The sequence below is a fragment of the Acetobacter estunensis genome (genome assembly GCF_019083805.1).
GTDB classification, from domain to species: Bacteria; Pseudomonadota; Alphaproteobacteria; order Acetobacterales; family Acetobacteraceae; genus Acetobacter; species Acetobacter estunensis_A.
Genome location: NZ_JAHRDV010000005.1, coordinates 203,367 through 224,219 on the forward strand (window position 1 = coordinate 203,367; position 20,853 = coordinate 224,219).

Consider the following 20,853-nt stretch of genomic DNA (forward strand, 5'->3'; position numbering starts at 1 on the left):
AGTCATCAACGATTTGAATAGCTTCTACCTTATCCACTAAGCCCCTTCCAACATCTCCCGAATAACCCCCGCATCCGTCTCCGCCAGCACACGCCGCGCTAACTGGCGGCAGTCCTCATGCCGCATGCCGCGCACCACCTGTTTCACACGCGGTACGGCGGAGGGCGTCATGGAAAACGCGCGACATCCCATGCCGATCAACAGCGGCGTCATTTTCGGATCGCCCGCCATCTCGCCACAGATCGAGACTGGACGCCGCTCCACCAATCCGGCGGTGATGGTCTCGGCCATCATTCGCAGCACGGCGGGGTGCAGCGGGTCGCACAGAGCCGCCACTTCGGCGGAAGAGCGGTCGGCGGCGGTGGTGTACATGGTCAGATCGTTGGTGCCGAGTGCCAGAAAATCCGCATGCTGTGCCAGCGCGCCTGCGGTCAGAGCGGCAGCAGGCGTCTCGATCATGATGCCCAGCGGCGGCAGCGTGTCGCCCGTCTCCACGCCCTTGCGCTTGAGCCGCCGCGCCACACGCTCATAAATCTCTCGTGCGGCGATTACCTCCGACGCCACGGTAACCATGGGCAGCAGCACGCGCACTGGTCCCTTGGCGGCGGCGCGGAGAATGGCGGAGAACTGCGTTTCCAGCAGGTGCGGGTGTTCCAGCAGCAGCCGCAGCCCGCGCAGGCCGAGCGCCGGGTTTTCCTCCGGTTCCTCGCCATTGCCGTTCATGCGGGCCAGCGCCTCACTCGGCTTCTCACCGCCCCAGTCCAGCACACGGATGGTCGTCGGGTCGGCGCCCATGGCGGAGACGACGGAGGCGTAAATATCGAACTGTGTGTCTTCGTCCGGCAGGGTCTCGGCGTTGAGGAACAGGAACTCGGTGCGCAGCAGACCGATGCCCGCCGCGCCCGATTGTGCGACCAGCGGCAGTTCGGCGGGCAGTTCCATATTGGCCTGAAGCGAGATTTTCTCCCCGCTCGCCATACGTGACGTCAGGCGTCGCAGCCGCCCCAGTTCCTGCCGCTTGCGGGCATAGGCCGTAACCTGCCGTCGCGCACGGCGCAGTTCGGTCGGCGTGGGCATGATGCGGACGGTGCCTTCATTGCCGTCCACCACCAGCGTCGCGCCAGTTTCCAGCCCGTCGAGAATGTCCTCCGCGCCCATGACGGAGGGGATGCCCAGCGCACGCAGCATGATGGCGGAATGCCCGGTGGTGCCACCATCCTCCGTCACCACGGCGGCAATGCGCGACGGGTCGATCAGCGCGGCGTCGGCGGGCTGGAGCGTGCGGCTGACAAGGATGGAGCCGGCCGGCACCTTGGAGAGCGAGACATAGGCGCGGCGCAGAAGGTTACGGATCAGGCGACGGCCGATTTCGCGGATCTCGTCGGCGCGGCGGCGCAGGGCAGCGGCCTCGTCCGTGCCGGATTCCTGTCCATCCAGCATGGCGAGCATCTGCTCGCGCAGGGCGTCGGTGCTGATATGAACGGCGGCTTCCGCCGTCAGCCCATCCTCAATATGCCGCATGACCTCGCGCTGGAGGCGTGAGGGGCCGAGCATCCGGCGATAGACCTCCAGCAACGGGCCGATTTCGACCTGACTTTCTTCCGGCAACCGTTCGATGCGGCGGCGCAGGGTGACGAGTTGCCCGATGGAGCGATTCACGGCCTCGGTAAAGCGCTCGGCTTCCTGTGCTGGTGTGTGTTCGCTGCGGCGGATTTCCGGCTCGGGGGAAGGGTCGTCACGGACGATATAGGCCGGACCGATGGCCACGCCGGGGCCGACGGGCTGGCCTTTCGTCAGGTGCGGGTCTGTCGCTTCCTCCGTGGTGGAATGCTGTCGCCCGTTCGTCCGTGTCCGCTCGATCATCTGGTCCTCTGGTTGCGTGCCTTACGCCGCAGTCTGTCCGTCTTCCCCAAAGCCACTGCTCACGAGGGCCGCAAGCGCGTCGAGCGCCTGCGCGGCTTGCGGGCCGGTGGCGTGAAGCGTCAGATCGGCGCCATGCCCTGCGCCGAGCATCATCAATCCCATGATGGAACAGGCGGGAACGCTTTCGCCACCATGTTCCACGGTGATGTCGGCGTTCCACTTCTCGGCTTCGGTCACGAACTTGGCCGAGGCCCGGGCATGCAACCCCTTGGCGTTGACGATGGTGAGAGTGCGAGAGAGCGGGGCCGTGCCGTGCGAGCCGTCCATTACAGGCCCTTGCACGTTTCAAGCGCGGGCAGGGCGACGGAAAGGCGTGGCGGTACGGGTGTGATCTCATGGCCTGAAGCCGCTTCCTCAGCGCAGCGACGTGCGCCCTCAAGGCAGCGGGCGGGAAGCTGGGAGGCACAGTTGATGTATTTGTGCGCGGCCTGCTCGGCCAGCAGCGTGCATTCCGCCAGCGTGTGGTCTTCTCGGAGCTGGGCCAGCTTGACCAGCATGGGCAGATTGGCGCCGCCCAGCACTTCGATCTCGCCGGGGCGCGTCATGGCGACGGCCAGATTGGCGGGCGTGCTGCCGAACATATCCGTTACCAGCATCACGCCATCGCCACCATCCACTTCGGCCACACGCTGTTCCAGTTCCCGGCGACGGGCGCACAGATCGTCATGCGCGCCGACGGCCACGGTGGCGAGTCGGCGCTGAGGGCCGACGACGTGTTCCATGGTTTCGCGCAGGGCTTCCCCGAGCGCGCCCTGCGTGACCAGGACAATGCCTATCATGTCATGCGTTTCCTTGTGCCGCGACCGGGCAGACCTGTCGGGTCGCGTCCGTGTCGCTGTCGGCGGGGCGGCGTGCCCAGCGCCATGCGGCGTTTGCGCCGTGCGCCTGTCGGGCAAGCTCGCGATGCACCACGGCGATCGGGCCTTCGCCTTCCAGCCCGCCTAAGGGGTCGGCCAGACGGCGGGCCAGATCTTCTACCAGTGTGACGGAACGGTGGCGTCCGCCGGAGCAACCGATGGCGACGGTGGCGTATTTTTTGCCTTCCTGCACGAAGCGCGGGACGACCAGATGCAGCATTTTCAGGATCTGGTTGAGGAAGGGCTGATAGTCCGGGTCGGTTTCCACATGCTCGGCCACGGTGCCGTCAAGGCCGGTCAGTGGGGCGAGTGCGGGGTCGTAATAGGGATTTCTCAGGAAGCGCGCATCGAACACCATGTCGGCTTCGCGCGGCAGGCCGGAGGGGAAGGCAAATGACATGAGCACCAATGTTAGCCCCTCATCGGGTCCGTTGTGCCATGTGCCGAAGCGGGTTTCGATCACCCGGCGCAACTCCGGGGCGGAGAGGTCGGTGGTGTCGAGCAGCACGTCGGCACAGGTGCGTAATCGGGCGGTCAGCGCGATCTCGGCGTCGATGCCTTCCGTCACGCTGCCATGGGGGGCAAGCGGATGGCGGCGGCGCGTGGCGGTGTAGCGGCGCAGTAACGTGCTCTCATCGGCAGTGGCGTAGAGCAGTTCGGCGCGCAGATGCGGATTGAGGCGCAGGCGGCTGACGGCTTCCAGCACGGCGGAGGCATCGAACCCACGGGTGCGCGAGTCCACGCCGATGGCGATGGGGCGGTCTCCCCGCGCCACGATCTCATCGAGCATCCCCAGCGGCGGGTTGTCGATCACCTCGTGCCCCAGATCCTCCAGAATCCTCAAAATGGAGGATTTTCCCGCCCCCGAGAGGCCGGTGACGAGGAGGATGTGCCGAGGTGGCGTGTCATCGGAAATCTGAGGTGTCACCATGAAACCCGACAGGCACCCTGATGTGGCGGGGGCCGCGAGAGCCCCGTGAAAAAGATGGCAGGCAAAGTGCCGTGCCGACGGCTTAACCCCAAAGAGGGCGGCTGCACCGGACCGTCTGTCCGGCGGGAGGGCTGCCCACGTGGAGTCCGAACCCGTTTCATACCAGATGCTGCCATAGTGCCGACATCATTTTGTCGCGTTCAGCCATCGTCACCCGGCATGCAGCCTTGCGGCAGGAGAAGGGCTCGCCCCGTGAGGCAGTCCAGCGCGATATCTACCCGCTCGGGCGCGGAGGCGTGCAGACCGTGCAGATACAGCAGGGGAAGGCCCGTGAGGGGGCAGCGCGCGTTTTCTTCCGGCATGCGGGAAATGGGCGTGTCCCCTGGAACCAGATGGACCGCGAGGACAGCACGCACAGCAGGCAGATAGGCACGTCGGATAATGCCCCATCCACGCACCTCGATCAGTCCGCGCAGACGCTCGGGTGCGCAGGCCACTCCATCCGTCAGCTCCACGCGGTCATCGGCGACAAGGTCGTGGCCGCGCCCGAGCAGGCGCAGGAGCAGGTCGGACTTGCCCGCGCCGGGAGGCCCGAAAATGAGCACACCGGCTCCGTCGCGGGCGCTGCATCCTGCATGGAAGCGCCGGGAACTCATATTCTCCGTGGACGACAAGCGTTGCTGCACAGAAACATCTTTCATTTTCCTCTCATGGACATTATGTCATTTTCATGACTGAACGGAAGACGAGGCTGCAATGACGCCCGCATCGGCCTTAGCCAAGGCACATGACTCCTCCGACCAGACATTTTGTCCCGAAATGACTCCTCCGCGCTGCGAGCGGGCCCGTGGTGGTCTGCGTGTGCGTAATGTGCGCGGTTATGACCGACGCAAGGGCTGTTTCCCCAAGCGCATCGCCGAGCAGTGCCGGTTGGCCTTCAGCACCGGGAGCGAGGTGTTGTCCGAACGCGGGGTCTCGCTCGATGACGTTGTGCGCGTAGTCTATCTCGTCAAAGATGCCGGCCAGTTATCCTCCTGTGCGCCCTTCATGCGCGAAGCTCTCGGGGAGAACCGGCCCGCGACGACGGTGCTCATCGTGGATGGGTTTGACCGTCCGGATGTGGAAATCGAGATGGAGCTGGTGGTCCGCACGCCGGATATGGGTGACGTCAACTAACGGTGCGGGTGTTTGCCGCAGACGGGTTCCGCGGTATCGGACTCCGTGACGCGCGTGGAGGCCTGACGGGTCTTCCCTCTTCTCCGCTGTAAGGCGCGCGTTCCGGCCCCTCCGCCAGACGGACTGCTGACGTGCCTCATTCGCCTCCCACCTCTCCCGATGTTCCTCTTTCCCCGCAGGAGGCCGAACTCGCCCGACTGCGTAAGGAAATCGCGCGTCTGCGCGTCGCATCCCGTCAGGACGAGGTGGAGGCGTTGCGACAGTGGGTCACCGCTTATGAGACCAGCACGTCATGGCGCCTGACGGCCCCGTTACGCCACTGCGTCAAACAGATCGCGCGACTGAGACGCCGAAAGAAGTGTCCTGAAAACCGAACAGCACCGAAATCTGCACAGTCGGCGGAGGGAGGCGCGCCTCCCTCCGCTCTGGTTGTGGCGTCTTCCGTCCCGGAACCATCGGTCGTATTGCGATTTCCACGTCATGCGCGTCCAGTGCTGAGCATCGTCATCCCGACCTATGGACAGGTGCCGGTCACCCAGCGCTGCCTGCGCTCTATCTGTCGTCATCCGCCGACCTGTCCCTATGAGGTCATTGTGGCGGAGGATGCGTCCAACGATTCTTCGGTGGCGCAACTGGCCGACATTGCCGGCCTAGTGTTGATCCGCCGGACCGAGAATCTGGGATTTCTGAAAAACTGCAATGATGCGGCGAGGAAAAGTTCTGGCACATTCGTGCATTTCCTCAATAACGATACGGAACTGCGCCCCGGTGCGTTCGACGCGCTGGTTGAGCGTCTGCAAAGGGAGCCTTCCATCGGCCTGACAGGCTCAAAGCTCCTTTTTCCCGATGGGCGACTTCAGGAAGCGGGTGGTATTATCTGGAATGATGCGTCTGGTTGGAACTTCGGGCGCAACGATACGGATCCGGATCGATCAGTCTATGACTGGCCGCGTGAGGTGGACTACATATCCGGCGCGTCGATCATGCTGCCGCGAACCGTCTTCGATGCCCTCGGTGGTTTCGATGAGATGTTTGCCCCGGCGTATTACGAAGATACGGATCTGGCTTTTCGTGTCCGTGCGGCAGGCTTGCGGGTGGTGTATGAACCACGCTCGGTCGTGGTCCATCATGAAGGCGTTTCGCACGGCACGGATGAGACATCCGGCGTCAAGGCGTTTCAGGTGCGTAACCGCGAACGGATGCTCACACGCTGGAAAGAGGTGCTGGAGGCAAAACATTACGCACCGGCCACGCATTTTCTACGCGCATCGGCCCACGCGCATGACCGCCGCACCATTCTTATTATCGACCATTATGTGCCCGAGCCGGACCGCGATGCCGGCTCGCGCGCCACATTGTGTGTGATCGACGCCCTTCTGGCGGCCGGGTGGCTGGTGGTCTTCTGGCCCGAGAACCGTGTGCGCAATGCCTATACCCACGCACTGCTGGCGCGGGGTGTGAATGTCATCGACCGTTCTGAATCGGATGATTTTCCGAAATGGATCGCGCGCAATGGCCCCGATCTCGACCATGTGCTGCTCATGCGGCCCACTGTCACGCGTGATTTCCTGCCTCAGCTCAAAGCCCACACACAGGCGCGCCTGTCCTATTATGGACACGATATTCACTTCCTGCGGCTTCAGCGTGAAGCTGAAGTAACGGGTAGTGTGGAAGTGGAACAGGCCGCTGCCGCCATGGAGGAATTGGAAACATTCCTGTGGGGGCAGGTGGCGTCCGTCATCTACCTCTCGGAACCGGAAGCGGCGCTGGTGCGCGAACGTGTCCCGCAGGCACATCCTTACGCCATCGTGCCGTTCTGTTATCGCCCCGATCTGACGGAACGTCAGCCATCTCGCGGACATACTGTGTTGTTCGTGGGCGGCTTTGCCCATCCGCCCAATGTGGATGCGGCCATCTGGCTGGTGCGCGACATCATGCCGCGCCTTCGGGCGCGCTTGCCCGACGCGTGCCTGATTCTCGCGGGCGCCAATCCCACGGAGGAGGTGCGCGCTTTGGCGGACACTCATACCCGTGTCACGGGCGCCGTGTCGGAAGAGGCTCTGCATGAACTCTACGCGACGTCGCGGGTGGCGGCTGTCCCTCTGCGCTTTGGAGCGGGTGTGAAAAATAAGGTGCTCGAAGCCCTGCATCAGGGGTTGCCGCTGGTCACTACCGCGATTGGCGCGGAAGGAATCGCGGATCTGTCCGATGTGGTGACGGTGACGGACGACGCCGAAGCTTTTGCCGCAGCGCTCGTGACGTTGCTCACGGAGGACGAGGTGTGGACGAAGCGCTCGCGGGACGGGCGCGTCTTTATCGCGGCGCGGTATTCACCGGCGGCCTTTTCCCGCAGTCTCCTGACCGCGTTCGGAGAAAGCGATCAGCACTCAGCCGACGTGACGCCACTCGGCTGAGTGCAGCGCGAGCCAGCGTCGCAGCGCCAGAATGGCGGACAGGTCGGGCGTGACTTTTCTGTAGGGTTCGGCTGAATCCATTCCAGCGACAAGCTGAATGGCGGATGCCTGCGTCTCGGACTGGACATTCGCATCCTGCGCGGTCAGTTGGGCCGCATGACGCCAGCGGGCGGCCTGTGCTGGCGGCGTGAGCATGGGCAGCACGAGGGCGGTCTCGATCGAGGCGGCCATCGCCGTGGCCAGACAGGCGGAATAGAGCGGATCGGACGGCAGGCGGCCACGCAGGGAGAGGAAAGCGCTCGGCAGGTCCGGGATGCCGGAGTGTGTGTGGGATGCGAGCGTGAAAATTGGCTCGAAACCGTCTTTTTTCAGCTCCGCGAGAGTGTTCGCGTCCGCATCTCGTGCGGAAAGCTGCACCACATCCACCTGTCTCTGTCGCAGGGCTGTCAGCGCATCGGGCGCGGAGGCAAGACCCCGAACGGGAATGACACGCAGGGACAGTAAAGACAGCGCCAGCAGTGTGGGCAGTTCCACGCCGGTCGGGTGTGTCACGGCCACGCGGACCGGATGGTCGCGCAGGAGGGCACCCAGAGAGCGGTGCAGATCCACGTGCCCCACGGCGATGGGTGCGCCGAGGGCCAGAAGAACGGGCAGCCAGCGCTGGTAATCGAAGTGAACGCGGGAATCGCCGGCAAGGGCGGCCACTATGGCGGACCCGGAAACGAGCAGAGCGGCGCCCGGTTCTCCATTGTTCTGGGCGTCGAACAGGTTCGCTCCGGTGACGCCGTCCTGTCCCGCGCTGACATGCAGCGGGATCGGCCCGTCCGCGGGGAGGGCGGATTCCAATGCCGGTGCAAGCAGAGGCGCCCAGCGACCGGGACCGGTCTCGGCACTTCCCGCCACGATCAGGGAGGCGGGAAGGGAATTTGTCGTCGCATTGGCGGCAATGGCCTGTATGTCCGGCAGACCGGAGGCTTGCGCCGCCCGTATGAAAGACGTGCCGCATACCGCCCCAAGGGACGCGCGCAGCAGGGCGCGACGACCGGAAGAGGATGTGCGCGATGCCGCAGGCCGCACGGGAGAGAGGACGTTTGGGTCAGGGGCGGCATCCGTCAATGCGGGGCACTCTCCTTTTTGTGATCGGGTCAGTCTCGACCGAAAAGATGACCATTCGGTCAAGGCGGTTTCAGGGCAGACGCGCGACGGTTTTCAGGCCCATTTCACTTCGGGCGGCATGCTCATGAGAATGGCTTCGGTGTTTCCGCCCGTCCGCAGGCCGAACAGGGTGCCGCGGTCGTGCAGAAGATTGAACTCCACGTAACGCCCGCGCCGCACGAGCTGGGCTTCGCGTTGCGCGGGAGTCCATGTCTCCATCATGCGTGAACGCACGATGGCGGGAAATGATTCGAGAAACGCCAGTCCCACATCGCGGGTGAACGCGAAATCCATGGACGGGTTTCCGCTGTCGAGCCGGTCATAGAAAATGCCGCCCAGTCCCCGCGGTTCCTGCCGGTGCGGGAGATAGAAGTATTTGTCGCACCACGCCTTGAAGCGTGGGTAATACTCCGGATCGTGTTTTTCGCAGGCCGTGCGGAACGCGGCATGGAAATGCGCCGCGTCGTCCTGCGCTTCCTCGCTTTCGGGGAACATGGGGGTGATGTCGCCGCCGCCGCCGAACCAGCCCTGCGTGGTGACGATCATGCGCGTGTTGAAATGGGCGGCGGGCACCAGCGGGCTGCACATATGGGCCACGAGACTGACGCCAGTGGCGAAGAAACGTGGGTCTTCGGCCGCGCCGGGGATGGATTTGCGGAACTCCGGACTGAACTCGCCGCGCACGGTGGAGACGTTGACCCCCACTTTCTCGAACACGCGCCCGCGCATGACGCTCATCACGCCGCCGCCTTCGGTGTGGGCGTCCGCGTCTGCCTCGCGCGACCAGGGCGTGCGCTCGAAACGTCCTGCCTGCTCGCGTCCGCTCAGCGTGGGGGAGCCGCGTGCGGCGGCCTCGTCCTCCAGGGCTTCGAACACGCCGCAAAGGCGGTCACGCAGGGTCTCGAACCACGCACGGGCCTGCGGTTCCAGCGCTTCGTGTTCCGCCAGATCGGAAGGGGTGCCGGGGAAGGAGGGGGCGTCTGCCATGACCGGAAAATCTTCTCTGTTGCGCTTGGGCCACAGGGGTGCGCCATCCCCATCCGCATTGCAAGACCTGGCGGCCGATGTGCGCCGACTGTGGGCGCGGGAGGTGGCTTCTGGTATGGCTCTGCGCTTCTGTTCTGGTCCGAAACGGAGTGTCTGGTTCCATGTCCACCAATCCCGCGCAGGCGGTCCAGCCGGTTGTCGGCATCATCGGCGGCTCCGGTCTGTATGAGATCGCCGGTCTTAAGAACAAAGAATGGCGCAAGGTCGAGACGCCTTGGGGCGCGCCGTCCGATGAACTGCTGTTCGGCACGCTCGATGGTGTGCGGTGCGTGTTTCTGCCCCGTCATGGGCGTGGTCACCCGCTTCCTCCTTCGCGCTTGAACTACCGGGCGAACGTGGCGGCCATGAAGATGTCGGGCGTGACCGACATCGTCTCGCTCTCCGCCGTGGGATCGCTGCGTGAGGAGCTGCCGCCGGGGCATTTCGTGATCGTCGATCAGTTCATCGACCGCAGCTTCGCGCGGGAAAAGAGCTTTTTCGACACTGGCTGTGTGGCCCATGTTTCGGTGGCCGATCCGGTGTGCCCACGCATCGGCGACGTGGCGCAGGCGAAGCTGACCGAGATGGGAATCGCTCATACGCGGGGCGGCACGTATCTGGTGATGGAGGGACCGCAGTTCTCCACCCGCGCCGAGAGTGAGCTGTACCGTCAGTGGGGCTGCTCCGTGATCGGCATGACCAATATGCCCGAAGCCAAACTCGCCCGGGAGGCGGAGATCTGTTACGCGACCGTCGCGATGGTGACCGATTATGACTGCTGGCATCAGGATCATGACAGCGTGACGGTCGATGCCGTGGTGCGCGTCATGAAGCAGAACGCCGACCACGCCCGCGCGCTCATCAAGGCCATGATCCCGGCTCTCGGCGCGCCGCGCGGCCTGTGCCCGGCAGGGTGTGACCGGGCGCTGGAATATGCCCTCATTACCGCGCCAGAGGCGCGCGATCCGGCGCTGGTGAGCAAGCTGGAAGCCGTGGCGTCTCGTGTGCTCAAGGGGAGCTGAAACAAACCTTCCGCCAGTGTAAGGGCAGGGACACGTAGGTTCTCCGGGTCTTTTTCAGCCGGAGAACCTACACACCATGACCAAGCGCAAGCTGGGCAAAAAGCCCGCGCGTCATGATCCCCGCACCTATCGTCTTGCTGCCCCGCTTCACTATCGCCTTCCTCAGCCCCCGGCTGCCGTCAACTGGGCGCCCAATGCCGTCTGGCCCATGTGGGCCAATGATCGGCTGGGATGCTGTACGCAGGTGTCCGTGGCCTCCGCCATCCTGACATGGACGGGGGCGGCGCTGACACCGATCACACTTGCCGAGACGCAGGTCATCGCCAATTACAGCGCCGAATCCGGCTATGTGCCGGGTGTACCCTCTACCGATCAGGGGGGCGTGGAATTGGACGTGCTCGCCCGCTGGTGCCGCGAGGGCTACGAGCGTCCGGGCCAGACGCGCGATTATCTGACGGCCTATGGCGCGGTCGATCCGACTGACACCGCTTCGGTCAACCGCGCGATTGCCATGCTGGGTGGCCTGTATATCGGGTTGCAACTGCCGGAATTCGCCTGTGAAGGCGATGGAGACTGGGTGGTCGATCCGTCTTTCGACAATCGGATCGCGGGAGGCCATGCCGTGTGGATCCACGGCTATGACAGTGAATGGCTGTATCTCAACACATGGGGCGCGGCGCGGCGCATGTCGTGGTCGTTCTTCACCACCTATTGCGACGAAGCCTATGGGCTGGTGTCCCGTCAGAACTGGACGACGCTGCGGGGGGTGTCCCCCGATGAGGAGACACCGGACGATCTGGTGACGGAACTGAGGGCGAGCGGCGCTACGTCCTGAAAGATCAGCCCTCGCCGCGCGCGATGGCGTGCAGCCGCGAGGGGGTGATGATGCTGATCTCGTGTCCGTTGCGGACCGTGATCAGCCCCTCCCGACGCAGCCCACTGAGCGTGCGACTGACGGTTTCCACCGTCAGTCCGAGATAGTCCGCGATATCGGCGCGTGTCATGGGAAAGCTGATCCATGAACCGGGCGCGGGAGAATCTCCGTATTCCTTTTCCAGCAGTTCCTGAAGGAAGCTTGCCACCCGCTCACGGGCCGTCTTGCGGCCCAAAAGCAGCATCTGTTCCTGTGCTGCCACCAGTTCATTAGCGGCTTCGCTTAGCAGACGACGCTCCAGACGTGGAATCTCATCGATCACAGGATCGAGGCGCGTACGGGAAAAACGGCACAGGCGCACCTGATCGATGGCTTCCGCCCCGAAGGCATAGGTCTTGGAGACTGCCAGCCCGAGAAAATGTCCCACGGAGACGAATCCCGTGATTTGCCGCCGTCCATCGGGCAGGGATTTGAACAGTTTCACAGTGCCGGAGGTGACATTGAAGAACTCGTCTGCGCGGGCACCTTCCTCAATGAAAATCTGGCCGGGTGGAATAACCACTTTCACCGCGACCTGCGCCAGCCGCTCAAGTTCGGGGTCTTTCAGGGCGCTGCATATGCCATTGGCCCGCACTTCGCAGATTGCGCAGGTTGCGCAACCTTCCGTGCCGGCCACGACAAGCCGGCGCGGGCGTGGTGTGGCGATTGCGCTGGTCAGAGAGGGGGGCATTCGGTTTTTCCTTCTCCCAGCCGGAAGCAATGAATATCGCAAGATTGCTGCTGTTTAACGCGTCCGGGCAGCGATCACACCCCCTGAAGCGCAGATATCGCTTGATATGAATCATTGCATGAAAGTCACGCTTTTGCAGCCACGAAAGTCGCTTCGACTCGTCTGTGGGTGCGATGGAGACGCATGGCTTCTCCACCTTTTTTCTGTCTTCTCAAGGCGCGCTCAGTGTGGCTCGGGCGCTGCTCTGCGTCTTGATTGCGTCGCAGAGCCGTGAACCGTCAAGCAAAGGCTGTCACGGCCACCTGTTGTACAAAAGCCTCATAGGTGTGGAAGTTCCCGAAGAGTTGATCCAGATCAAGGCTGTTAACCGTCTGTCCGTGGTCTTGGCAGCCATATTACATTTCAGAAACACGAGTGGATCACACGATGACGAAGCCCCGTTCCCTGCTGGCCGCGACCCTTCTGGCCGCCAGCGCGCTTTGCGGCACCGCCCATGCCCAGAGTGCCAGCGTACAGGCAGCCGTTTCGCCAGCAACACCTGCTCCCGCAGCGGGAACGGCGTATGTCTCCGCTCCGGTTGCTCGCCCGATGGCCGAGCCCGTCAATCGTGGCAGCAACTGCAACGCTTTCGAGCACTGGATCGGTCGCTCCGAAGAAGCCTGCGCAGGCGAGAAGATCGGTCTGGGTCGTGGCGATTTTATGGTGCGTCTGTCGGGCGTGGGCGTTCTGCCGATGGATCGTGACAACAAGCACGTGTCGGCTTCGCTCAATGGTGGCCAGAACTGGAGCCGCATGAGCGGCACCCACACCGGCACCACCAATCAGGCGATGCCTGAGCTGACGCTGGAATACTTCCTGACCGACAACCTGTCGCTCGATCTGATCGCCACCAGCACCCGTCATGAAGTCTCAGCGTCCGGCGGTGCTCTGTCCGGCATCACAGGCCACCACCAGACCGATCTGGGCAGCGCCTGGGTGCTTCCGCCGACCCTGACGGTCGCGTGGCATTTCCGTCCGCATAAGCGCTTCAATCCGTATGTGGGCGTGGGCGGCACGGCCATGTGGTTCCACAACATGAACGGTGGCAACCTGTGGCTGGGCAACCAGAACATGGGCAAGGGCAAGCTGAACTCTGGCTTCACCGGTGGTCCGTCCGTCAATGTCGGTTTCGACTATCAGGTTGTGGGCAACTGGTTCCTCAACGTGGACGTGAAGCAGATGTTCGTGCGTATGCACGCTTGGGAAAAGTGGAACATTGCTGGCGGTGGTCAGGTGAAGGCGCACGCCAAGGAATCGCTTGATCCGTTGGTGGTCTCCGCCGGTATCGCTTACCGTTTCTGATCGTGTCGGACGCGGTGACGCCGGAGCTGCTTGAACGCTACGACGGCAACCTTCCGCGCTACACAAGTTACCCCACCGCGGTCCGTTTCTCGGACGCGGTGGGATCGGCCGAAGCGTCACGCTGGCTGGGTGAACTCCCGGTTGGCGAGGCGCTTTCGCTTTATCTGCATGTCCCCTTTTGTGACGAGTTGTGCGGCTTTTGCGGCTGCAACACCTCCGTCATGCGCAGTGAGAGTGCCCGCAGCGCCTATGGTGACCAGCTTTGCGAGGAGCTGACGCGCGTAGCGGGTCTGATTGCGGCACCGAAAAACAGGCGGCCGTCCGTTGCGCATATCCACTTCGGGGGGGGCACTCCCACCACCCTGCCGGAGAGCGCTTTTCGCACCATTTTCGGGCGTATGCATGACCTCTTCGACATTCAGTCGGATGCCGAGATTGGCGTGGAACTCGACCCGCGGCATTTCACACCGTCAATGGCGCGTTTTCTGAGCGAGCTTGGCTGTAATCGCGGCAGTTTGGGCGTGCAGGATCTGGAACCTGACGTGCAGCAGGCTTGCGGGCGCATCCAGACGTTCGAGCAGACTCGCGCCTGCGTGGAGTCTCTCCGCGAATCGGGCTTTGCGAGCATCAATATCGATCTCATCTATGGTTTGCCGCGCCAGACCACAGAAAGCGTGTGCGTCACGGCGCGTCAGACGGCGGCTCTCAAGCCGGATCGCCTGGCCGTTTTTGGCTATGCGCATGTGCCGTGGAAGCTGAAGCGTCAGCAACTCATGCCAGAGGCGGAACTGCCCGGACGGGACGCGCGGATCGATCAGCGCAACGGCATCGACCGCACGTTGCGAGCAGCCGGTTATCTCCCTGTCGGGCTGGATCATTATGTCCTGCCGCATGACCGCATGGCCCAGGCTGCGCGAAACGGAAGTCTGCGGCGTAATTTCCAAGGTTATACGGCCGATGACGCCCGGCATCTCGTGGGAGTGGGTGCCTCCGCCATTTCCTCGCTGCCCGGAGGCTTTACGCAGAACATCGTCTCCGCCGCCGCATGGGGTAAGGCGCTGGCCGAGTCGCCGGGGCTGCCTGTGGCGCGAGGTGTGACTTGTACGGACGATGATCGCCTTCGCGGTCGCTTGATCGAACGTTTGATGTGCGATTTGGGCGTAGATCTTGGAGCCTTCGCGCCGGAAGATTTCGCACTGGAGCGTGAGCGGTTGAGCCGCTTCGTGGAAGACGGATTGGTGGAGATGGAAGGGGATCGCCTGCGGGTGACCGAGCGGGGTCGTCCTTTCATTCGCAATGTCGCCGCTGTCTTCGACCGGTATCTGGCGGGGCAGGACGCAGGGCCGGGGCGTCACTCCCGCGCAATCTGATCTTTCAGGCGGACGGCTAGGCCGTCAGCATGTGTGGGCGGAGCGTGACTATGATCGGCCGGTGATCGGACGCGAAAATCGGCAGAACCTCACAGTCCTCGCAGCTTGCGCCCCGGACGAGGCAGCGGTCGAGGCGAATGGGCACGAGATCGACCATTTTGTGGGTCGGCGCGCGCGGCCCGACATCGGAAAAGCCGGGCACAAGGGTCGGGCCGACCAAGTTGAAATCCCCCAGAATGGCGGCAGGCAGCGGCAGGACAGCCGCGAGGCGCCTCAACTGGCGTCGGTTCATGATCTGCCCATGCGAAAGGTGGACATTCGCCACCGTCAGATCCGGCAGGCGGATGATCTGCGCCACACGACGGACGATCGGCCCGGAGGGAATGACGCAGGAGCGCGGCGCACGTGAGAAGGGACGGCGGCTCCAGCAGGCCACGCCGTGGATGCGACCGGGCAATGGCGCACGCGCGTAGTATCCGCCCACCAGCCCAGGCAGTCGGTCGATCTCGGCTGTGGCTTCCTGCATGAGCAGAAGATCGGGTTGTTCGAGTTTGATCAGTTCGACCACATCGTTCACGCCCGCGCCAATACTGTGCAGCAGGTTCCAACTGATGATGCGAACCGATGTTTCCGCCGTCCGTCCGGCATGAACGGTCACGTTCGGGCGGTTATGCAATCTGCGCAGGGGGCGCCGGAGAATCCGTTTGCGGAGGGTGTTGGTCTTCATACCTCATGGTCTCCTGGCGTCTCGGATCGTCCCGCGATCTGGCCCGCCGCAAACTCGGCGGTGAGGGTGTAGCCCACGGCCAGAAGGACGGGGCCGAGAAAGATTCCCAGCCCGCCAAACTCCAGAACGCCGCCGATCACGCCAATAAGGGTCAGCAGGTAGGGAAGTTGTGCGCCGCGGGAGATGAAAATCGGGCGAATGATGTGATCGGCTCCCGAGATGAAAATCACGCCGTAGAGCGCCAGAATGATGCCACGCCACGGATGATGGATCGCAACCAGCCAGATCGCAGCCGGCACCCACACCAAGGGAGCGCCGATGGGCAACACCGACATCAGGGTCGCCAGAACGGCGAGAAGAATGGGCTCTGGCACATGCACGACCGCCAACCCGATGCCCGTCAGCACGCCCTGCACAAGGGCTGTGCCAAGAATGCCGTAAACCGTGCCGCGCACGGTGCCGCCCACGATCATCAGCATCCTGTCGGCGTGGTGAAGGGCGACGCGCTCTATGAGTTGGCGGATGGTACGTCCCAGAGAATCGCCGCTGAGCCAGAAGAAGAAGGCGATGAACAGCGCCATGGCCAGTTGCAGTCCGCCATTGGCCATCTGCACCAGCAACGTGATCACCGATTGCGCGATGTCACCGGCATAGGGTCGCAGGCTCTGGCCGACATGGCTGAGATCCTGTCCCACCTTCACCCATGTCCGGGTGATTTCGTCTCCCATGAGAGGTAGCCGGGCCAGCCAGCGGGGAACTTCCGGCAAATGGAGGCTGGGCAGCAGAATGTCCGTAACCTTGGTGACGACGCGCGGCGCTTCCGCCAATCCCTTGGACGCCACGAGGACGAGCGGCACGAGGATGCCTACGCTTGAGAGCAATGTCATGCACAGGGCGGCGGCGACCGGCCCCATATGGCGACGATGCCACAGCAGGATCGGCCAGGTCACATAGGTAAGGATGGCCGCCCAGACGATGGCGGAGAGAAAAGGCGCGATGACGATTACGCACCCGTAGGCTACACCGAAAATTAACAGGCCGGTGATGATGCGTTCGGCGTTCATGACGCTCCGGAACCCTGGATTTTGTCCTCATCCTGTTCGGGAGAAGCCCGTACGCCACGCGCCTGCAGGACATATTGAAAATCAATGTGACGGTTTTTCGCTTCTTGGCAACAGCAGGGCAGCCAGACGTGTATCAAAATGTAATCCAAGGTCGTGAAATGTCCGGCGGACTGCGAAATATCCTCGAGCGGCTGTTAAATGCGACTCCTTTACAAAAACGGGAATTAACGTATTATTGACGTTAAGGTTCCGTCGGTTGCGACAAAAAATCAAACAACAAGGAGCAAGCAGATATGGCTGCTGTGACTATGCGTCTGGGTGAGATCGGACAGCAGCTACGCGCCTTTCGTCTGGAATCGGGCATGCGTGCGGATGAGATTGCCGCGCGCCTTGGCGTCTCGCGCGCCGCACTGTACCGGTATGAAAAAGGCGAGGTCATCAAGCTCGACACGGTCCAGAGGCTGGCTGAACTGCTCAAGGTCTCGCCCCTGACGCTGCTGGGTATTGGCGTCGAATATTACAGCCGGCCCCTCAGCTTCTTCGAGCGCGTGCGCCAGATGGAGGAAGAGGCGGACCAGATCCTCCAGATTGCCGATCCGGTGGCGTATCTCGTCACGTCGGACGCTTACGATTCCGTGCTCACCCGTGCCATTGCCGAGCAGACGGACGACCAGCAACTGGTCGAGCAGCATGTCGCCATCATGGCATCGCGGAAGGAACTCTATCGCCAGCGCCGCCCGACGATGATCACGATGCTGAGCGAAGCGGCCGTCGAGCGTTTTCTTGTGCGTGGCGTGGGGGAAGGCATGGCTATGGACGAAAGCTTGCAAACAGAGGCGCGTCGCGTCGCGGCTCAGGAAATTGCGAATATCATCGAGATGATCGAGGCCGAGCCGATCGGGTTGCAGTTCAGTCTGCTGGGTGATGTGGACAGTTCCACCAACTGCATGCTTCTGCGTGGTCGTGAGCGCATGATGCTGGCGATCAACCCGTTCCGCTGCGATGCCTTCCCGGCTGCAACTACCGGCGTCTCGCTGGTCACCAGCGCGCCGGAAGCGGTGAACGCGCATCAGCGTGTCATCGAGGTGCTGTGGAAAGAGTCGCTCAAGGGGCGTGAGGCGGCGGAGCGGCTGCATGACCTGCTTGCGCGGCACGGCCTGCGGTGATTCACTGGGCGCCTTTCGCATGTGAGCGGAGAGGAGCCCAGCCCATGACCGTCCCCCTCATCAGGGCGTCCGATCTTCACTCTCTCCTCAAGAAGAAGGACGTGGTGGCTCTTGACGCCACGGCCCTGCTTCCGGGGGAGACGACCGATCCCGAGGTGAGATTTGCCACTGCCCGTATTCCGGGCGCCCGCCGCTTCGACATCGAGCGTTTTTCCGATCCGGACACCTCCCTGCCGCATATGGCGCCCGCCGCGGGCCGTTTCGCACGATTGGCGGGTGAACTCGGTCTGACACGGGAGCAGGCCATCGTCGTGTACGATCAGGGCAATATTGCGTCCTCCTGCCGCGCGTGGTGGTTGTTTCGCCTGTTCGGTCATGATCGCGTGCAGGTGCTCGATGGCGGCCTGCCGGCATGGCGGGAGGCTGGCGGCGATGTGGAAAGCGGAGCCACGTCGCCGATAACGGCCACAACGTACACACCGCGACTTACGGTGTCCTATCTGCGCGGGTTGGGGGATATGCTGAGTCTGTGTGCTGTGCCCGATGGCACCGTCATTCTGGACGCGCGTTCAAAAGGACGTTTTGAAGGCACCGCGCCCGAGCCGCGAGCCGGTCTTTCCTCCGGGCATATGCCCGGAAGCCGCAATCTGCCGTTTGGCGAACTGCTCGATCCCACCCGTCATTTCCTTTCTCCCGAACGTCTGGGCGCACGATTTGCCAAGACCGGCGCAAAACCGGGAACGCCGCTTGTGGCCGGTTGCGGCTCAGGCATGACGGCGTCTGTCCTTGTGGTCGCGGCGACGGTGGCAGGGCTTGGACCGGTGTCGCTTTATGACGGGTCTTGGGCGGAATGGGCGGCAACCGCAGGCGCACCCATTGAAACAGACGCGGAGACAACACCATGACAGTCAGTGAAGAAGATCGCGTTGCCGCTGGATGGGAGCGACTGAACAGCCTGCTTGTGCGGCTTTCACGCCCCGATGTGTCCGATCCTGATCACGGCACACCCGTCAACGCGCCCGTCTCGCGGGCGTCCACGCTTCTGTTTCCCGATCTGGCGGCCATGAGCCGGGTGGGGCGCAGGCGCTACGAGCATGAGCCGATTTACGGCGCGATGGGGTCGGCCAACCAGCACGATCTGGAACGCGCGATTGCCACTATCGAAGGCGGCACGGACACGCAGATCGTCTCCTCCGGCCTTGCGGCCTGCACCACGGCGCTGCTCGTCTGGACGGCGGCAGGCGATCACTGCCTGATTCCCGATTCCTGCTATGGCCCCACACGGCGTTTTGCGGACACGATGCTCAAACGCTTCGGTGTGGAAACGACCTATTACAATCCCGTTCTGTCGGAAGAGGCTTTGCGTGGGCTGATCCGTCCGAACACGAGCGTTGTGTTCACCGAAAGCCCCGGCAGTCATACGTTCGAGATGCAGGATCTGCCCATGATCGCCCGCGTGGCGCATGAGCATGGTGCGAAGGTGCTGCTCGACAACACATGGGGCTTCGGTATCACCGCGCCGTTCGCGCTTGATGTGGATGTGTCCATTCAGGCGCTGACGAAATATCCTGCCGGTCATTCGGACGCGATCCTCGGGGCGATTACGGTGGCGAATGAACAGGACTGGCACCGTCTGCGCGACGCCGCCATCCAGTTGGGGCAGCTTGCCGGACCGGATGACTGTTGGCTCACCCTTCGTGGGCTGCGCACCATGGGCGTGCGCCTCGCCCGACAGGCCCGCACGGCCTACCGCGTGGCGCAATGGTTACAGGGGCGCAAGGAGGTGGCGCGCGTGCTGCATCCGGCACTGCCCGATCATCCGGGACACGCGATCTGGCTGCGCGATTTCACCGGCGCAGGGCCACTCTTCTCGGTGGAACTTGATGCGCGCTTTGACCGTGCGGCCATGGAGCGGCTGGTCAATGGCCTGACACGCTTCGGGATCGGCGCGTCATGGGGCGGGTATGAAAGCCTTGTGCTGCCCACGACAGGCGGTGTGGTGCGTTCGCGTGAGGGGGCGTTGCCGGTGGGGCCGACGTTCCGGTTGGCGATTGGATTGGATGATGCGACGGATCTGATTGGGGATTTGGAGCGGGGGTTGGAGGTATTGGACAAGGGATAATTGTTGTTGGTGTGGGGTGTGTGGGGAGGATGTCGGCTTTCACCTCATGTCGGACATGTGCCAGCTTTTCGGATAGCGGACACGACTGATTCACAGACTATCAGCCGGAAGTGGATGCTCGCACCGGCAATTAGGATTAGTCTCGCTTTGCAGAGAGCTACCTTTGGACAGCCCCTTACCGAGGATCCGGTCGCAACCCGATGTACCCATGTAATTATACCAAAGACAAAAATCTTTAGTCAGCCATTTTGAAATCCCCGAAGTATTTTTTTTAGCTTCCCTTGAAGTAGCAAGTTCGGCTCACCATTAAATTAACCATGTCCATGGTTGCCATGACGTATGACGTGAAGCTGGACCTATCCATGCGGATCGTGCGCCAGGGAGACCTCGCCAAGGTTGCTGTTGCTGCTGAGGTGTCTGTCGTCGCGGCCATGCCGTGCGCAGAGGATGGGTGTCCGTCAACGGTCGGGATTGTATGAGCGGAGGACCCGAGCGAAGAACATGGTGAAAACATTATTTGAAGAAGTCAGAAGCGAACAAAACATTTTCTCAGCGTGGCGTCACGTCAAGCGTAGTGCTCTGATCTCAGGTAACGCCGATATTCGCGGCAAAGCCTCGGAGTTCGAGCATGCTCACCAGCGCCACCTTAGGCGCATCACCAATCAACTGCGCACAGGCAAATTCTCTTTCGATCCTGTCGAAGGCGTCTTGAAAGACAAACGCAAACGCCTTGCAGCAGGTAAAGACCCACGGCCTATCGCAATATCTACTATCCAGAACCGTGTCGTTCAGCGGGCAATCCTACAGGTTCTACAGCCAAGGCATGCACGCGACTTACGCGATCCAGATACACGATATGAGACCGTTTGTGACGACAGACTGGGCCGCATCAACGACGTCAACCGATCCAAATATGGCGTTGGAGGATTGATCTACCCTCATGGCGGCGTTCGCC

19 protein-coding genes are annotated in these 20,853 nt (G+C 62.7%); 9 read left to right on the forward strand and 10 right to left on the reverse strand.

Annotated elements, in window-relative coordinates; all coding sequences use genetic code 11:
* Positions 1 to 36: 36 nt before the first annotated feature.
* From ptsP to KUA11_RS08695, 5 genes are all read right to left on the reverse strand, one after another.
* Entirely contained in the window at positions 37 to 1,863 is a 1,827-nt protein-coding gene (ptsP, locus tag KUA11_RS08675; RefSeq protein WP_217409910.1) for a phosphoenolpyruvate--protein phosphotransferase, read from the reverse strand.
* Between the two features lie 21 nt (positions 1,864 to 1,884).
* Positions 1,885 to 2,190, reverse strand: a complete 306-nt coding sequence (locus KUA11_RS08680; RefSeq protein WP_217409911.1) for an HPr family phosphocarrier protein — start codon at positions 2,188 to 2,190, stop codon at positions 1,885 to 1,887.
* Entirely contained in the window at positions 2,190 to 2,702 is a 513-nt protein-coding gene (locus tag KUA11_RS08685) for a PTS sugar transporter subunit IIA (protein ID WP_217409912.1), read from the reverse strand. The genes KUA11_RS08680 and KUA11_RS08685 overlap by 1 nt, the downstream gene beginning before the upstream one ends.
* A gap of 1 nt (position 2,703) precedes the next feature.
* The gene (gene rapZ, locus KUA11_RS08690) at positions 2,704 to 3,711 is read right to left on the reverse strand and encodes an RNase adapter RapZ (protein WP_217409913.1); all 1,008 of its coding nucleotides are present in this window, start codon (positions 3,709 to 3,711) and stop codon (positions 2,704 to 2,706) included.
* 200 nt (positions 3,712 to 3,911) lie between these two features.
* Entirely contained in the window at positions 3,912 to 4,367 is a 456-nt protein-coding gene (locus KUA11_RS08695; protein WP_217409914.1) for an HPr kinase/phosphorylase, read from the reverse strand.
* 100 nt (positions 4,368 to 4,467) lie between these two features.
* Here KUA11_RS08695 and KUA11_RS08700 point away from each other — a divergent pair, with 100 nt between their 5' ends.
* A complete protein-coding gene (locus KUA11_RS08700; RefSeq protein WP_217409915.1) occupies positions 4,468 to 4,887 on the forward strand; it encodes a Rid family hydrolase in 420 nt (139 codons plus the stop codon).
* Between the two features lie 131 nt (positions 4,888 to 5,018).
* Positions 5,019 to 7,301 (forward strand): glycosyltransferase, encoded by a 2,283-nt coding sequence (locus KUA11_RS08705; protein WP_217409916.1) that lies wholly within the window; start codon positions 5,019 to 5,021, stop codon positions 7,299 to 7,301.
* On the opposite strand, the gene KUA11_RS08710 is transcribed toward KUA11_RS08705, so the two are convergent.
* A complete protein-coding gene (locus tag KUA11_RS08710) occupies positions 7,275 to 8,417 on the reverse strand; it encodes a hypothetical protein (protein ID WP_217409917.1) in 1,143 nt (380 codons plus the stop codon). The genes KUA11_RS08705 and KUA11_RS08710 overlap by 27 nt on opposite strands.
* A gap of 93 nt (positions 8,418 to 8,510) precedes the next feature.
* Positions 8,511 to 9,443, reverse strand: a complete 933-nt coding sequence (gene hemF, locus KUA11_RS08715) for an oxygen-dependent coproporphyrinogen oxidase (protein WP_217409918.1) — start codon at positions 9,441 to 9,443, stop codon at positions 8,511 to 8,513.
* 161 nt (positions 9,444 to 9,604) lie between these two features.
* Between hemF and KUA11_RS08720 the strand changes: the two genes are divergently transcribed.
* Both KUA11_RS08720 and KUA11_RS08725 read left to right on the forward strand, forming a co-directional pair.
* Positions 9,605 to 10,504 (forward strand): S-methyl-5'-thioadenosine phosphorylase, encoded by a 900-nt coding sequence (locus KUA11_RS08720; RefSeq protein ID WP_217409919.1) that lies wholly within the window; start codon positions 9,605 to 9,607, stop codon positions 10,502 to 10,504.
* A 76-nt stretch (positions 10,505 to 10,580) separates the two neighbouring features.
* Complete coding sequence (locus tag KUA11_RS08725) at positions 10,581 to 11,339, forward strand: C1 family peptidase (RefSeq protein ID WP_217409920.1); 759 nt, start codon at positions 10,581 to 10,583, stop codon at positions 11,337 to 11,339.
* 4 nt (positions 11,340 to 11,343) lie between these two features.
* Here KUA11_RS08725 and KUA11_RS08730 read toward each other — a convergent pair whose 3' ends face one another.
* Positions 11,344 to 12,108: a Crp/Fnr family transcriptional regulator gene (locus KUA11_RS08730; RefSeq protein ID WP_217409921.1), complete on the reverse strand. Its 765-nt coding sequence runs from the start codon at positions 12,106 to 12,108 to the stop codon at positions 11,344 to 11,346.
* A 426-nt stretch (positions 12,109 to 12,534) separates the two neighbouring features.
* Between KUA11_RS08730 and KUA11_RS08735 the strand changes: the two genes are divergently transcribed.
* Together KUA11_RS08735 and hemN are read left to right on the forward strand one after the other, a co-directional pair.
* Positions 12,535 to 13,449 carry an OmpW/AlkL family protein gene (locus tag KUA11_RS08735; protein WP_217409922.1) on the forward strand — a complete coding sequence of 305 codons (915 nt, stop codon included), beginning with the start codon at positions 12,535 to 12,537 and terminating at the stop codon, positions 13,447 to 13,449.
* A 2-nt stretch (positions 13,450 to 13,451) separates the two neighbouring features.
* Positions 13,452 to 14,819, forward strand: a complete 1,368-nt coding sequence (hemN, locus tag KUA11_RS08740) for an oxygen-independent coproporphyrinogen III oxidase (RefSeq protein WP_217409923.1) — start codon at positions 13,452 to 13,454, stop codon at positions 14,817 to 14,819.
* A gap of 16 nt (positions 14,820 to 14,835) precedes the next feature.
* Here hemN and KUA11_RS08745 read toward each other — a convergent pair whose 3' ends face one another.
* Both KUA11_RS08745 and KUA11_RS08750 read right to left on the reverse strand, forming a co-directional pair.
* On the reverse strand, positions 14,836 to 15,546 hold the full coding sequence (locus KUA11_RS08745; protein ID WP_217409924.1) for an endonuclease/exonuclease/phosphatase family protein: 711 nt from the start codon (positions 15,544 to 15,546) through the stop codon (positions 14,836 to 14,838).
* Positions 15,543 to 16,610, reverse strand: a complete 1,068-nt coding sequence (locus KUA11_RS08750) for an AI-2E family transporter (RefSeq protein WP_217409925.1) — start codon at positions 16,608 to 16,610, stop codon at positions 15,543 to 15,545. Before KUA11_RS08750 ends, KUA11_RS08745 begins: the two co-directional genes overlap by 4 nt.
* A 293-nt stretch (positions 16,611 to 16,903) precedes the next feature.
* On the opposite strand from KUA11_RS08750, the gene KUA11_RS08755 reads away from it, so the two are divergent.
* The 3 genes from KUA11_RS08755 to metC are packed head-to-tail and all read left to right on the forward strand — an operon-like array spanning position 16,904 to position 19,898.
* Entirely contained in the window at positions 16,904 to 17,776 is an 873-nt protein-coding gene (locus KUA11_RS08755; RefSeq protein ID WP_217409926.1) for a helix-turn-helix domain-containing protein, read from the forward strand.
* Positions 17,777 to 17,820: 44 nt separating this feature from the next.
* Positions 17,821 to 18,681: a sulfurtransferase gene (locus KUA11_RS08760; RefSeq protein ID WP_217409927.1), complete on the forward strand. Its 861-nt coding sequence runs from the start codon at positions 17,821 to 17,823 to the stop codon at positions 18,679 to 18,681.
* A complete protein-coding gene (gene metC, locus KUA11_RS08765) occupies positions 18,678 to 19,898 on the forward strand; it encodes a cystathionine beta-lyase (protein ID WP_217409928.1) in 1,221 nt (406 codons plus the stop codon). Before KUA11_RS08760 ends, metC begins: the two co-directional genes overlap by 4 nt.
* The last annotated feature ends 955 nt before the right edge of the window (positions 19,899 to 20,853 follow it).

Coding starts and splice junctions, on each gene's coding strand:
- KUA11_RS08760 (WP_217409927.1), top strand. CDS start 17,821: ATGACCGTCCCCCTCATCAGGGCGTCCGATCTTCACTCTCTCCTCAAG.
- KUA11_RS08725 (WP_217409920.1), top strand. CDS start 10,581: ATGACCAAGCGCAAGCTGGGCAAAAAGCCCGCGCGTCATGATCCCCGC.
- ptsP (WP_217409910.1), bottom strand. CDS start 1,863: ATGATCGAGCGGACACGGACGAACGGGCGACAGCATTCCACCACGGAG.
- KUA11_RS08745 (WP_217409924.1), bottom strand. CDS start 15,546: ATGAAGACCAACACCCTCCGCAAACGGATTCTCCGGCGCCCCCTGCGC.
- KUA11_RS08685 (WP_217409912.1), bottom strand. CDS start 2,702: ATGATAGGCATTGTCCTGGTCACGCAGGGCGCGCTCGGGGAAGCCCTG.
- KUA11_RS08755 (WP_217409926.1), top strand. CDS start 16,904: ATGGCTGCTGTGACTATGCGTCTGGGTGAGATCGGACAGCAGCTACGC.
- KUA11_RS08750 (WP_217409925.1), bottom strand. CDS start 16,610: ATGAACGCCGAACGCATCATCACCGGCCTGTTAATTTTCGGTGTAGCC.
- KUA11_RS08735 (WP_217409922.1), top strand. CDS start 12,535: ATGACGAAGCCCCGTTCCCTGCTGGCCGCGACCCTTCTGGCCGCCAGC.
- KUA11_RS08695 (WP_217409914.1), bottom strand. CDS start 4,367: ATGAGTTCCCGGCGCTTCCATGCAGGATGCAGCGCCCGCGACGGAGCC.
- KUA11_RS08680 (WP_217409911.1), bottom strand. CDS start 2,190: ATGGACGGCTCGCACGGCACGGCCCCGCTCTCTCGCACTCTCACCATC.
- KUA11_RS08700 (WP_217409915.1), top strand. CDS start 4,468: ATGACGCCCGCATCGGCCTTAGCCAAGGCACATGACTCCTCCGACCAG.
- rapZ (WP_217409913.1), bottom strand. CDS start 3,711: ATGGTGACACCTCAGATTTCCGATGACACGCCACCTCGGCACATCCTC.
- KUA11_RS08720 (WP_217409919.1), top strand. CDS start 9,605: ATGTCCACCAATCCCGCGCAGGCGGTCCAGCCGGTTGTCGGCATCATC.
- hemF (WP_217409918.1), bottom strand. CDS start 9,443: ATGGCAGACGCCCCCTCCTTCCCCGGCACCCCTTCCGATCTGGCGGAA.
- metC (WP_217409928.1), top strand. CDS start 18,678: ATGACAGTCAGTGAAGAAGATCGCGTTGCCGCTGGATGGGAGCGACTG.
- KUA11_RS08730 (WP_217409921.1), bottom strand. CDS start 12,108: ATGCCCCCCTCTCTGACCAGCGCAATCGCCACACCACGCCCGCGCCGG.